General features: G+C 70.0%; 10 protein-coding genes and 1 pseudogene. 4 read left to right on the top strand and 7 right to left on the bottom strand.

The window, feature by feature from the left end; translation table 11 throughout:
• Together KY572_RS22700 and KY572_RS48165 are read right to left on the bottom strand one after the other, a co-directional pair.
• Positions 1-390 (bottom strand): phosphotransferase (locus tag KY572_RS22700; protein WP_224245297.1); only part of this gene is annotated, 390 nt, incomplete at its 3' end.
• A gap of 291 nt (positions 391-681) precedes the next feature.
• Positions 682-984: pseudogene (locus KY572_RS48165) on the bottom strand (hypothetical protein); the annotation flags it as partial.
• Here KY572_RS48165 and KY572_RS22710 point away from each other — a divergent pair.
• Both KY572_RS22710 and KY572_RS22715 read left to right on the top strand, forming a co-directional pair.
• Positions 884-1,906 carry a flavin monoamine oxidase family protein gene (locus KY572_RS22710; RefSeq protein ID WP_224245030.1) on the top strand — a complete coding sequence of 341 codons (1,023 nt, stop codon included), beginning with the start codon at positions 884-886 and terminating at the stop codon, positions 1,904-1,906. The pseudogene KY572_RS48165 and the gene KY572_RS22710 sit on opposite strands and share 101 nt — an antisense overlap.
• On the top strand, positions 1,894-2,202 hold the full coding sequence (locus KY572_RS22715; protein ID WP_224245031.1) for an FAD-dependent oxidoreductase: 309 nt from the start codon (positions 1,894-1,896) through the stop codon (positions 2,200-2,202). Before KY572_RS22710 ends, KY572_RS22715 begins: the two co-directional genes overlap by 13 nt.
• Before the next feature lie 149 nt (positions 2,203-2,351).
• On the opposite strand, the gene KY572_RS22720 is transcribed toward KY572_RS22715, so the two are convergent.
• Positions 2,352-4,739, bottom strand: coding sequence for a sensor histidine kinase (locus KY572_RS22720; RefSeq protein WP_224245032.1), 2,388 nt, complete (start codon positions 4,737-4,739; stop codon positions 2,352-2,354).
• A 254-nt stretch (positions 4,740-4,993) separates the two neighbouring features.
• On the opposite strand from KY572_RS22720, the gene solA reads away from it, so the two are divergent.
• A complete protein-coding gene (gene solA / locus KY572_RS22725) occupies positions 4,994-6,136 on the top strand; it encodes an N-methyl-L-tryptophan oxidase (RefSeq protein WP_224245033.1) in 1,143 nt (380 codons plus the stop codon).
• Between the two features lie 9 nt (positions 6,137-6,145).
• Here the strand turns inward: solA and KY572_RS22730 are convergent, their stop codons facing one another.
• Positions 6,146-7,237: a DUF2891 domain-containing protein gene (locus KY572_RS22730; RefSeq protein ID WP_224245034.1), complete on the bottom strand. Its 1,092-nt coding sequence runs from the start codon at positions 7,235-7,237 to the stop codon at positions 6,146-6,148.
• A gap of 88 nt (positions 7,238-7,325) precedes the next feature.
• Between KY572_RS22730 and KY572_RS22735 the strand changes: the two genes are divergently transcribed.
• Positions 7,326-7,877 carry a hypothetical protein gene (locus tag KY572_RS22735; RefSeq protein WP_224245035.1) on the top strand — a complete coding sequence of 184 codons (552 nt, stop codon included), beginning with the start codon at positions 7,326-7,328 and terminating at the stop codon, positions 7,875-7,877.
• A 9-nt stretch (positions 7,878-7,886) separates the two neighbouring features.
• Here KY572_RS22735 and KY572_RS22740 read toward each other — a convergent pair whose 3' ends face one another.
• Genes KY572_RS22740 through KY572_RS22750 form a run of 3 tightly spaced genes read right to left on the bottom strand, consistent with a single transcriptional unit; the run spans position 7,887 to position 11,863 of the window.
• Positions 7,887-8,687 (bottom strand): MOSC domain-containing protein, encoded by an 801-nt coding sequence (locus tag KY572_RS22740; protein WP_224245036.1) that lies wholly within the window; start codon positions 8,685-8,687, stop codon positions 7,887-7,889.
• A gap of 39 nt (positions 8,688-8,726) precedes the next feature.
• On the bottom strand, positions 8,727-10,043 hold the full coding sequence (locus KY572_RS22745) for a hybrid sensor histidine kinase/response regulator (RefSeq protein ID WP_224245037.1): 1,317 nt from the start codon (positions 10,041-10,043) through the stop codon (positions 8,727-8,729).
• A complete protein-coding gene (locus tag KY572_RS22750; protein WP_224245038.1) occupies positions 10,040-11,863 on the bottom strand; it encodes an ATP-binding protein in 1,824 nt (607 codons plus the stop codon). The genes KY572_RS22745 and KY572_RS22750 overlap by 4 nt, the downstream gene beginning before the upstream one ends.
• Positions 11,864-11,910: the final 47 nt, after the last annotated feature.

Below are 11,910 nucleotides of genomic sequence, written 5' to 3' on the forward strand. Positions count from 1 at the left end.
CTTGATGTCCTTGTGGACGATGCCGCGGCGGTGCAGCTCCGCCAGCGTGGAGGCCAGCGCGATGCCCAGCTCCAGCGTGCGAAGCACCTCGAACGGCTGCCCGGTGAGCTCCGAGAGTGGGGTGCCTTGGACTTCCTCCAGCAGCAGCACCGGCCGCTCCTGGAGCTGCTCGCAGGCATGGGCCCGGGTGATGCCAGCCACCTCCCGGAGTCGCTGCAGGATGCCGAACTCGCGGCGGTAGCGCTCGCGCTCGCGACTACCCGGGGCCGAGGCCGCGGGGGTCTTGAGGATGAGTGCCAGCCCGTCCGAGTCACGGACTGCTCGAAAGAGCAGGTTCGTGCCTGTGGTCTTGATGGCCCCTCGGAGAGTGTAACCCGGGATATTCAGCATGGAGCGATGTACTGGGCTGGGAGCCTGGGGGCAAACCTCGGCTCGACCGCCACGGGTTGAGCCATGATTGTCATCATGGCTCAGGTGTCGTCGCAACCCATACAAAGCCTGTACATACCCTCGCCTCGGCACAGGCAGTGAGGCGAGGGCTCGCGGTCCTAAAGGGAACCCCTGGAAGTTGCCGGCCGGAGCCGGTGGCTGGGGCTGCCCCAGGCGAGCCACCTCGGACTGGAGGGTGGAGCGGGTGGCGGGACCGAAGCGGCCGTTGGCGGGCTGGATGCCGTGACGGGACTGGAAGTCCATGACGGCGCGCTGGGTGATGAAGCCGAAGTTGCCGGGGCCGGAGTTGAGCTGGTCCTGGCCCATGAAGCCCAGGGCGACCAGACACTTCTGGAGGATTCGATTTTTCCTCTGCTTTCTGCGTTTGCTGGAATTGCTGGGTGAGGACAAGGATAAGCCTTGCATCGCTCGACCCATCCCCCGGAGGAAAGACATGGCCCGCACTCCGCTGTTCGAGTTGTTCCGGCAGACCACTCGCATTGCCCTCGCATCGGAGCGGGAAGGAGTGCCTGAGCGCGAGGCCACGGAGGCCATGCGCGTGTCCCGGCGCTCGCTGCTCAAGAACGCCACGGTGCTCGGCGCGGGGATGGCGGCGGGGCTCGGCACCCAGGCCTCGGCCGAGCCGTTCCTGCACGGAGGGCGGACCGGAGAGCCGCGCGTCGGCATCATCGGCGCGGGCATCGCGGGCCTGGCGTGCGCGTATGATCTGAAGCGCGCGGGCATCATCGCCACGATCCACGAGGCGAACGAGCGCCCGGGTGGGCGCATCTTCTCGCTGGGCGGAGCGTTCCCTGGGCCCGTCGCCTTCCCTGGCCAGGTGGTGGAGCGCGGCGGCGAGCTCATCGACACCGGGCACAAGACGATCCTGGGCTACGCGCAGGAGTTCAACCTGGCCAAGGAGAGCTACATCAAGCCGCCGGGCGACGTGTTCTACTCCTTCGGCGGCCAGCGCTACCCGGAGTCCGTGGTGGTGGAGCAGTACCGCGCCTTCGTGGCCGCGATGCGCGCGGATCTCCAGCAGCTCTCGGGTGCGCCGACGGCGGACGTCCACACGCCGGTGGATCGCCAGTTCGATCTGATGGATCTGCGCACGTACCTGGAGACGCGAGGCGCGGGGCCGGTGCTGAAGGCGGCCATCATCGCCGCGTACGAGGCGGAGTACGGGCTGACGGCGGATCAGCAGAGCTGCCTGGGCTTCGTCTTCTTCATCCGGGCCAACCGGCGCTCACGCTTCGAGCCGTTCGGGGTGAGCGACGAGCGCTACCACCTGGTGGGCGGCAACCAGCAGATCCCTCGGGAGATGGCCGCGCGGCTGCCGGGGCAGGTGCGCCATGGCGAGCGGCTCGAGGCGGTGCGCAAGACGGCGGCCGGAGCCATCGAGCTCACCCTGCGGCGCGGCTCCACGGCGATCACGGCGACGTACGACGCGAGGCCGAGCGCTTCGTGGCCGATCTGAACCGGGTGTATCCGGGCGCAGCGCAGAAGGTGACGCGGGACACGAGCGGCAGGATCCTGGCGCACCTGGAGCACTGGCCGTCCAACCCGGGAACGCTGGGCAGCTACACGGCATACAGGCCCGGGCAGTTCACCTCGATCGCCGGCAACGAGGGCAAGTCGGTGGGCAACCTCTTCTTCGCGGGCGAGCACACCAACTCGTTCTACTGGTGGCAGGGCTACATGGAGGGCGGCGCCCTGTCCGGAAAGGACGCGGCCGCCGCCATCCTCGCCCAGGTGAAGTCCGGCGAGCTGTGAGCCCGAGCGTGGCTCACAGCCCCACCGGAGGCTCTGCTCACATCAGATAGGAGCTCTCTGCTCCACCAGCTTGCGCGCAGCTCATGACGGAGGGAAGGGTGGTGACGCCGCTCACCCTCTGCCCGCCCCCTCGGTGAGCCTCGGGCCCGTCAGGCCGAGGGGCGAGCAGGCAGCTCCACGCTGAAGGTGGCGCCCTGGCCGGGCTGGCTCTCCACGCGGATGGTGCCCCCCAGCGCCTCGATGATCTGATGGGTGATGTAGAGGCCGAGCCCCAGGCCGCCGTAGTGGCGCTCGGAGACGGCGCGCTCGAACATCCCGAAGATGCGGCTCGCGTGCTGGGGCTCGATGCCGATGCCCTCGTCCTTCACCGTCAGCCGCGCCCGGCCGCCTTCCTCCCAGAGCCGGACGTGGATGGGCCGGCCGGCTCCGTACTTGAGCGCGTTGGTGAGCAGGTTCGTCACCACCTGCTCCAGCCGCAGCCTGTCCCAGAGCCCTACCACGGGCCTTGAAGCCTCCAGCTGTACCTCGCAGCCGGACTTGCGGGCCTGCTGCTGAAGCTGGGAGACCATCTCGCACGTCACCGCCGTCAGATCGACCTCCGTCAGCTGGAGCTGGAGCTTGCCGGTGCTGAGCCGCGAGACATCCAGGAGGCTCTCCACCAGGTCTCCCAGCCGCTTCGCCTGCCGCTGCGCCACCTCCGTGGACCGGATGACGCGCTCGGCGGGCACCACCCCCTCGGACGCACTCTTCGCGGTCGCCGCCAGGGAGGCCAGCCGAAGCTGGAGCGAGGTGAGCGGCGTCCTCAGCTCGTGCGAGGCCACGGAGAGGAACTCGTCCCTCACCCGAACCGCCGCCTGTGTCTCCTGCAGCAGCCTCAGGCGCTCCTCCTCCTGGCGCTTCTCTTCCGAGATGTCCCGCAGCTCGATGACGGTGCCCACAGGCACGCCGTCCTCCAGGATGGGGCTGGCCGTGAAGGCCACCGGGTAGAAGGCGCCCGTCTTGTGGACGAACGTCGCCTCGCCCTGCTCCTGCATCCGCTGAGGCAGCGCCCGGTCGATGGGGCACTCCTCCATCGGGAAGTGGCTCCCGTCCGGCCGCGTGTGGTGCACGACGTAGTGCAGGGGGCAGTCCCTCGCCCGCACCTCGGCGAGGGTGAAGCCGGTGATCTTCTCCGCGGCCTCGTTCATGAAGGTGCAGTACTGGCGCGCATCCATCATCAGCAGGCCCAACGTCGCGTTGTTCGTGATGGCCTGCATCGTGCGGCTCTGGGCGGCCAGGGCCTGCTCCGCCTTGCGTCGCGCCTCCTCCGCCTTGGCGCGGCGGAAGCCCTGGCCCAGCGCCATGGCGACATCCGCCAGGGTCTCCATGACGACGGGCGGCAGGGGCTGCCGGGCGAACAGGGCGATGACCCCTATCACCCTCCCGTCCGTGGACAGCGGGTAGCCGGCGAAGGAGACCAGCCCCTCCCGACGGGCCCACTCCTTGTCCTGGACCTGGGGATCCTGGAGCACTTCGTTCGTGAGGTGAGGCCGGCCTTCCTGGGCGATGCGCCCGATCTTGAGCTGCCCCACGGGCACGCGCGCATGCGCTCCATCGAGGTGCGTGTACAGGCCGGCGCTGGCGCGCAGCACCAGCTCCGCTCGTGACTCATCGAGCAGCCAGGTGCGGACGAACGCCGCGTCGAGGTGCCGGCAGACCTCGTCCGTGCAGCGCGTGAGCATCCGCTCCAGGGAGGGCTCCTCGGCGAGCCCCTGGCTGACGGCCGCGCGCAGCTCGGCCATCCGAGCCCTCAGCGCCTGCTCTTCTCGCTTCTCGGCCTGCGCGCGCTTCCTGGTCGTCACGTCCCGGAAGACCAGGACGATGCCCAGCAGGCGGCCCTGGCCATCCCGGATGGGGGCGCCGCTGTCATCGATGGCGATCTCGCTCCCATCCTTACGGACCAGGAGCGTGCTGTTCGCCAGCCCCACGACGCCCCCTTCGCGGAGGACCTTGGTGACGGGGCTCTCGACCGGCTGGCGTGTCTTCTCCTGGAGGATGTGGAAGACCACGGACAGCGCCTTGCCTCGGGCCTCCGCCGAGGTCCACTGGGTCAGCGCCTCCGCCACGGGGTTGAGGAAGACGATCCGGCCCATCGCATCCGTGGCGATGACCGCATCCCCGATGCTCCTCAGGGTGGTGGAGAGCCACTCCTGCTGCTCGAACTCCCGCTGCTGCCCTCGGCGCATCGAGGTGTTCAAGAACGTGAGGAAGACACCCGCGAACAGGAACAGGGCCGTGGAGCCCAGATCCCTGAGCGACAGGGAGAAGGCGTAGAAGGGCGGCACGAAGACGTAGTGCGCAAGCAGTGCCGACAGCAGGGTACTGAGCATCCCGGGCCCCCAGCCGCCCAGCCACCCCGAGAACATCACCGCTCCGAAGAACACCAGGAAGGGGATGGGCTGGACATACGGCCAGGCGAGCAGTTGCAGGACGAGCGCCACGCCCGTGGCGAGCACGGCGGTACCGTACCGGAACACTGTCCCGCGCTGCCTGGTCATATCAATCGTCAGGACGACCCGCAGGGCCCCGCTCGGGCCACATGGACACCTCCACGCCGCCCATGCCTTGTCGAAGCCTGAACTCAAGGTGCGCACCGCGGGGCTGGCTGGCAAGCGTCTCGGGCCTCGTCCCCGTGATCCCGTGCGAGCCGATTTCTACGGTGTCCCCGCTCCAAGGTGCTGTGCGCGAGGCTTCACCCGTGGAACGATTCCGGGCGTGGGGAGGCCTCGGCGGCTCCCCAGCGAGGTGGAGCATGGCACGCATCGCAGTGCTGGGCGCTGGAGGGGTGGGCAGCGCGACGGCGCGGTTCCTGGCGCGAGAGGGACACGACGTCACGCTCATCGAGCAGTTCGGGTTCGATCACGATCGGGGCAGCTCGTACGGCACGTCACGCATCATCCGGAAGACGTACACGGATGGCTTCTACACGGCGCTCATGGGGCAGGCGTATCCGCTCTGGGACGAGCTGGAGCGCGAGGCGGGCGAGTCGCTGTTCGCTCGGACCGGGGGACTGTTCTTCGGCCCCGCCGAGCATCCGGAGCTGGTCGCCATCCGCCGCGCGCTGAAGGACAACGGCGTGCCGTTCGAGGAGCTGGAGCCCGCCGCGTGCGCGCGCAGGTTCCCGCGGCTCCGGCTGCTGCCGGGAGAGGCGGGCGTCCTCGAGCGGGAGGCGGGCTTCCTCCGCGCCTCCGCGTGCGTCCGCGCCAACGTGCGGCTGGCGGAGGCGCACGGGGCCCGGCTGCGCCCGAACACCACCGTGGAGGCCATCGAGCCGCGCTCGGGAGGCATCCGGCTGGCGCTGGCCGGGGGAGAGTCCCTCGAGCTCGAGCGGCTGGTCGTCACCGCGGGCCCGTGGACGGCGCGCCTGCTGTCCCGCTTCGTCACCCTGCCGTTCACGGTCACCCGGCAGACGTACTGCCACTTCGAGCCGGAGGCGCCGGTGGCGGACTTCGGCGCGGAGCGCTTCCCGGTGTGGATCGACTTCGCGACGAACTTCTACGGCTTCCCGTACGACGGGCAGACGCCGGGTGTGAAGGTGGCGTGGCACGAGACGGGCACGCCCACGGAGCCGGAGCGGGCGGACCGAGCGCTCCACGAGTCCGACCGCGAGCCCCTGCGCCGCTACAGCGCCGAGCACCTGCCGGGGCTCTCACCGCGCGTTGTCTTCGAGAAGGTCTGCCTCTACACGATGACGCCGGACAAGGACTTCGTGGTGGACCACCTGCCGGGCGAGCCTCGCGTCACCCTGGTGGGCGGGCTGAGCGGGCACGGGTTCAAGTTCACCGTGCTGCTCGGGCGCATCGCGGCCTGGATGGCGACGGGCCAGCAGGTGCCCTGGGAGCTCTCCCGGTTCTCGCTGGCGCGCTTGCCGGGCGCGTCGTCGCGTCCCGCCTGAGCGCGGGGCTCACGGCTTGCGAGGCAGGCCTCGGCCGGTGACGAGGTATACGGCGAAGCTGCCGAGCCAGTGGCCTCCCTCGTAGTGCGCGCCGGTGACGGAGCGCAGGCCGGCCTCCCGGTGGCGCTTCGCCGCGGCGCGCAGCGAGCCCAGCCGCTTGTCGGAGGCGGGGAGCGCGGAGGCGATCCCCTCCAGCATCCACGCCCGGCTGAGGTTCAGGCCGTCCAGGTGCGCCAGCTTCGGATCGCCAGGGTCGGACACCACCGCCGGCTCCAGCCACGTGGCCGAGCCGTTCGTGGGCAGCTCCGGCAGGAAGCCACGCAGCCACGTGACGAAGCGGGCCGGAGGCAGGACGCGCCGCATCAGGTCCGCCTCGGCGATGCACGGCGAGAGGAAGTCGTGCCCGGAGGGCTCGTACGCCAGCGGGCCGCGCTGATCCTTCCCGTAGAACGCCTCCACGCGCTCCACGAGGAGCTGCTCCATGGCGCGGTCCCCGGCCAGCCGCGCCCAGTCCAGGACGAGGCCGAAGGCGAAGGCCGTCTGGTCATGCTCGCCCACGCGGATGGGGCGCGTGAGCTTGGGCACCCACTCGCGGATGCGCTGGGCCGAGGCCTGCTCGAGCGGCTTCAGCGTGGCGGCCCACTCCCGGGCCTGGGGATCGTCCCACTCGCGCAGCTCGGCCGCCAGCTGGAGCAGCCAGGCCAGCCCATAGGGCCGCTCGAAGGAGACCCGTCCGGTCCCGCCCAGGTAGGCCACCTCGGCGGTGATGTTCGCGGGCGTCAGGCTCCGGGCGAGCGCCGCGCGGGCGCGGGGGGCGAAGGCCGCCTCCGGGAACGTCCTGGCCAATCGGGCAAGCAGCCAGTGGCCGTGGACGGCGGAGTGCCAGTCGTAGCACCCGTAGAAGGCGGGGGTGAGCTCGCGAGGGGGGCGCGCGTCCGCATCGCTGCTCAGGACGTGGGCGATCTTGTTGGGGTATTCCTGGTGGACACAGGTGAGGGCCAGCTCGGCGAAGCGCGTCGCGGCCTCGGCGGTGAAGTCCGTGGGCGGCGGGGGGCTGGAGGTGATCATGGTGGCAAGGCCCATCAGCAGGGGCAGGTTCATGGCGGGAGCCTAACGCAGCGGGCCACGCCGAACAGGTGCCAGATCTCTGCTAGAACGAAGGTGTGGGGACTGTCCGTGGAGGCCTCGGATGGAAGTGAAAGGTGTCGCGTTCCTGGCTCGGCAGCAGATGATCGTACAGGAGCACGGAGAGGCGGCCTGGCAGGCGTTCTTCTCGGAGTACGCGGCGCGCGAGCCGCTCTTCGCCCAGCCGGTGATGCCCGTCACGCGCATGCCGGTGGAGGCCTTCCTGCGCTTCAACGAGGCGCTGGTGGATCGCTTCTACAACAGCGACCCGAAGATCTACTGGCAGTTCGGCGTGAAGTCGGCCGAGTACGCGCTGGGCCGGGGGCAGCTCAAGTCGATGTTCGCCCTGGGGGACCTCAAGCGCTTCCTCCTCTTCACGCCCGGCATCTGGAAGGGCTACTTCACCGCGGGCGAGCTGCTGGTGAAGCCCGAGGCCGAGTACACGGAGCTGCGCATCGCCAACGTGCCTCGGCCCCACATCTACTTCGAGCTGTCGGTGATGGGCTTCGCCGCGGGCGGGCTCAAGATGCTGGGCGCGACGAACCTCCAGCACGAGGTGGTGAAGGGCTTCACCCGGGGCCACCCCGAGGTCGTCTACCGCTTCAAGTACGGCTGAGCGGGCGCTTCAGCCCAGCAGCTCGACGGGCGCTCCGACCTGGAGCGTCCCCGGGCGGCGCACCAGCACGTTCTGGCCGAACATCACCTGGCCGTCCTGGCGGCGGAAGGTGGCGAGCGTGCGCAGCGGCTCCCCGTCCCGAGCCTTCTCGCCCGTGAGCGGATCCACGGTGGTGAAGACGCACCGGCCGCAGGGCTTGACCACCTCCAGCTCCACGTCGCCGATGCGCAGCCGCTTCCAGCCGTCCTCCGCGAAGGGCTCGCAGCCCTCCACCACGAGGTTGGGCCGGAAGTTCTCCACGGTGACGGGGCGGGGCATGCGCCGGTTCAGCTCCTCCACGGAGGCTCGCGACAGGAGCAGCAGCGGGAAGGCGTCCGGAAAGCCCACGTGATCCTCGGGCCGGGCGTAGCGGGGATCCACCGGGCGCTCCGTCCGGGCGTCCACGCGCACGAGGACGATGGGCTGGCCGAGGTACTGGCTGAACCAGCGCTCCGCGTCCTTGCCGGCGCGAGCCGCCGAGCAGCGATCGTTCCAGATGGTGACGTCCAGGCGCTCGGCCCCCGCGGGCGGCGCGGGCACGTGCAGCTCGGGCTGCTCCGGGGCGGACAGGCGCAGGCCTCCCTCGGTGGGGACGGCGCTCACGCGCACCAGGGAAGGGAACTCGCGCCCGGTGATGAAGGAGCCATCGGGGCGCACCAGCATCCAGCGGCGATCATGCTCCAGCCCCATCGGCTCCGCCGTGGCCCGCGTCAGCGACAGGCCCCGCGTGGACTTGATGGGGTGGATGAAGAGCTGGGCCAGCACGGGCATGGGGCGCTCCAGGAGTGAGGCGGAGGCGTGCGTCGGACCTCAGGTGGCCCGCGGCAGCTTGATGCGGAAGGTGGTGCCCTTGTTGGGCGTGCTCTCCACGGAGATGTCGCCGCCGAACCCGGTGACGATGCCGTGGCAGATGGACAGCCCCAGCCCCGAGCCGCCCGGCTTCGTCGTGTAGAAGGGCTCGAAGATGTGGCCCAGGTGCTCGGCCTCGATGCCGCTGCCGTTGTCCTGGATCTCCACCACCACCTCGGAGCCCTGCGGGCGCGTGCCGATGCGGATCCGGGGCTCGGGGTGGCTCTCCGGGAAGGCCTGGGCGGCGTTGGACAGCAGGTTGAGGAAGACCTGAGTCAGCCCCTCCTCGCTGGCCAGCGCCAGGGGGACCTCTTGCAACTCCACCACCCGCTGCACGCGCGAGCCCGCGGGCAGCTCGGCCCGGGCGAGGGACTGCTCCACCGCCTTGCGCACGTCCACCGGCACTCCCGGCTGGGGGCTCACGCGGGCGAACAGCTTCACGTCCTGGACGATGCGCTTGAGGCGATCCGTGCCGTGGATGGCGTCCCGGCACGCGTCCAGCAGCTCCGCCGGATCCTCCAGGGGCGCGCCCGCGGTCCGCTTCTCCAGCGCCAGCCGCAGGTGGTTCAGGTTGGTGCTCACGAAGCCCAGCGGGCTGCTGATCTCGTTGGCCATGCCCGAGGCCAGCCGGCCCATGGCCTCCAGCCGCTGGGACTGCGCCAGCTGCGCCTCCAGCCGCGCGCGATCCTCCATCTCCTGGCGCAGCCGCACGTTGGCGGCCTGGAGCTCCGCGGTGCGCGCGGCGACGGCCTTCTCCAACTCCTCCTCGCGGCGGCGGCTCTGCCGGGACAGGTCCCACTTCTGCGCCAGCGCGTGCGCCATCTGGCGCACCTCGATGTTGTCGAAGGGCTTGCGCAGGATGAGCAGCCGCTGGTTGATGCCCAGCCGCTGCGCCACCTCCTCCCACGAGTAGTCCGCGTAGGCCGAGCACAGCACCACCTGCAGATCCTCGTCGGCCTTCCACAAGAGCGCGGTGGTCTCCACGCCGTCGATGCCCGGCGGCATGCGGATGTCCACGAAGGCCAGGGCATAGGGGCGGCCCTCGGCGGCGGCCTCCCGGACGCGCTGCACGCCCTCCTCGCCCTGCGAGGCGGAGTCCACCTCGAAGGAGTAGGCGCCGCCGGTGCGCGCCTGCGGCGAGCCGAAGAGGGCCGTCTCCAGGGCATCCAGCGAGGTGCTGCTCTCGGAGGCCGCCAGGATCTTCTGGAAGTCCTGATGGATGGAGGGGTTGTCGTCGATGATCAGGATGCGACGGCGGGGAGAGGCGGGCATGCTCATGCTCGGGCCTGCTCGGGGTTGAGAGGGAGGTCGATGATGAAGGTGGCACCGTGGCCGCGGCCAGGGCTGGTGCAGGTGAGGCTGCCCTTCATCTCGATGGCGGCCAGCGCGCTGGCGTGGAGCCCGAAGCCATGGCCTCGCTTCTTCGTCGTGAAGCCCTGGCTGAAGATGCGCGGCAGGTTCTCCGGGGAGATGCCGATGCCATTGTCGGACACCTCGAGCCGCAGCCGATCCTCGGGCTGACGGGTGATGCGCAGGGTGAGCTGCTTGTTGGGCTGCTGGCTCTCGAGCAGCGCGTGGCGCGCGTTGCTCAGCAGGTTGACGAGGATCTGCAGCAGCTTGTGCCGGTCCACCATCAGGTCCGGCACCGACGCGTACTCGCGGCGGACCTGGATCTCCAGCTGCTCGAACGAGGTGGCGTGAAGACGCAGTGCGTCATCGAGGAGCTCCGGCAGGGCCACCCGCTCCGTCACGCCCACGAAGCGGGCGTGCTCCTGCTGCATGCTGACCACGGACTTGATGTGGTCCACGTTCTTGGTGAGCGACTGCATCTCCGCCAACATCGTTGCCTGTTCCTCCGCGACCTGCCGCGAGACGGACAGGAGATACTCTGGCAGCAGCCGACCCCTCTCGTCACGCGTGAGGAACGTTCCCAGGTCCGGGGCGTGCTGGTTCATCAGCTCGGTGGCGCGGACCATGCCCTGCACCCGGGAGCCGCGCAGCCGCTCGGCCACGAGGGTGGCCGAGACGTTGACGCTGTTGAGGGTGTTGCCCACGTTGTGGAGCACCCCCGTGGCGATCTCCGCCATGCCGGCCTTGCGCGACGTCTCCAGCAGGGTGCGGTGCAGCTCTCCCAGCCGGGCCTCGGCCTGCCGCCGGGCCGTCACGTCCCGGCCGAAGAGCGTCACCCCCGTCACCTGCCCCTGGGCGTCCGTCATGGGGGTGAGGGACATCTCCAGCGCGGCGGTGGTGTCTCCCACCGGGTAGACGAGCTCCACCCGGACGCGCTCGCCCTGGAGCGCCCGGGCGAAGTTGTCGGGGAACTCCGGGTGCCGCTCGGCGAAGCGCTCCAGGGCCAGCGGCTCGCCCACCCGAGACTCCTGTCCGAAGATGCGGGAGTACCACCGGCGGTGCGCCGAGTTGGCCGTCAGCAGGCGCCCCTGGGGGTCCAGGGAGCACACGATGTCATCGGTGCTCTCCACCAGGTTCGTCAGCTTGCGCTCGTTGTCACCCAGGATCCGCAGCGTCCGCTCGAGCTCCGCCTGGGCATTGTCTCGCGCCCGGCTGTGCATGTAGCTCAGCCCCCAGACGCACACGATGCAGACGGCGGCGAAGACGTTGCCCGAGAGCGACAGCCCGCTGCCGCCGTTGGCGCTCCACAGGGTGAACTGGCCCTGGGAGAGCGGCAGGAGGACGATGGCATACAGGGCCATGAGCACGGCGAAGACCAGGCCTCCGCGCGAGCCCAGCACGAAGAAGGACAGCAGCGGAATGAGCGTGCTGGCCACATGGGTGGCCGCCATGGCGTTGTTCAGGTACAGGCTCGAGCCGATGTAGGCGCCCGCCAGCGTCGAGCACAGCAGCAGGCCAGGGCCGAAGGGGGAGGAGCTCCGACGCAGGAGCACCAGCGTGAGCGTGTAGGCCACCACGCAGAAGATCGCCACCCCGAGCAGGAACCCCTTCCTCGGCAGCGACAGCACCGAGATCAGGAAGAAGAGGGCCATTGCCAGCTGGGACACCGTGGCGGCGACGACAATCCGGTAGCGGGTGAGCTCGTCCGGGCGGCCCTGGCGTTGGGCCTCGTTCAGGAAGAAATCCAATACCTTCCGGATCCAGAACGAGGCCCCCTGGCGTGGGACCTGGGGCC

It is taken from the genome of Hyalangium gracile, from assembly GCF_020103725.1.
Lineage (GTDB): Bacteria > Myxococcota > Myxococcia > Myxococcales > Myxococcaceae > Hyalangium > Hyalangium gracile.

Coding starts and splice junctions, on each gene's coding strand:
- KY572_RS22730 (WP_224245034.1), bottom strand. CDS start 7,237: ATGAACCTGCCCCTGCTGATGGGCCTTGCCACCATGATCACCTCCAGC.
- KY572_RS22745 (WP_224245037.1), bottom strand. CDS start 10,043: ATGAGCATGCCCGCCTCTCCCCGCCGTCGCATCCTGATCATCGACGAC.
- solA (WP_224245033.1), top strand. CDS start 4,994: ATGGCACGCATCGCAGTGCTGGGCGCTGGAGGGGTGGGCAGCGCGACG.
- KY572_RS22735 (WP_224245035.1), top strand. CDS start 7,326: ATGGAAGTGAAAGGTGTCGCGTTCCTGGCTCGGCAGCAGATGATCGTA.
- KY572_RS22740 (WP_224245036.1), bottom strand. CDS start 8,687: ATGCCCGTGCTGGCCCAGCTCTTCATCCACCCCATCAAGTCCACGCGG.
- KY572_RS22720 (WP_224245032.1), bottom strand. CDS start 4,739: ATGACCAGGCAGCGCGGGACAGTGTTCCGGTACGGTACCGCCGTGCTC.
- KY572_RS22710 (WP_224245030.1), top strand. CDS start 884: ATGGCCCGCACTCCGCTGTTCGAGTTGTTCCGGCAGACCACTCGCATT.